Origin of the sequence: Pseudoalteromonas sp. 20-92 (genome assembly GCF_030847595.1) — a bacterium.
GTDB lineage: Bacteria > Pseudomonadota > Gammaproteobacteria > Enterobacterales > Alteromonadaceae > Pseudoalteromonas > Pseudoalteromonas fuliginea.
This window is the reverse complement of the sequence record NZ_JANJGQ010000119.1, coordinates 1-239: the sequence shown is the minus strand read 5'-3', so window position 1 is coordinate 239 and position 239 is coordinate 1. Positions and strand designations below refer to the sequence as shown.

Annotated in this window: 1 pseudogene; it reads right to left on the bottom strand. The window is 44.4% G+C overall.

The annotated features are described in order from the left end of the window. Positions 1–200, bottom strand: a pseudogene (locus NRL14_RS21010) (IS3 family transposase); the annotation flags it as partial. Positions 201–239 lie beyond the last annotated feature (39 nt).

Genomic DNA, 239 nt, shown 5'->3' with positions numbered 1-239 from the left:
ATCGCATGTATTGCTTTTACTTCAGCCTCTAACCTTACTTGCTCAGGTGTCGGCGTTGTATCCCGTATGGCCCAGTACTTATAGCTGCTGCGATGCACATTGAATACGCTACACAGCAGACTAACTGGATAACGCTCTCGTTGATTTAACTTCTCGATTAACGAGAATTGTTCAGGGAGTCGGACATCAAGAGAGCGGTGGTGATATCAAGTGGTCAGTGCAACATGGTTTTTAATATA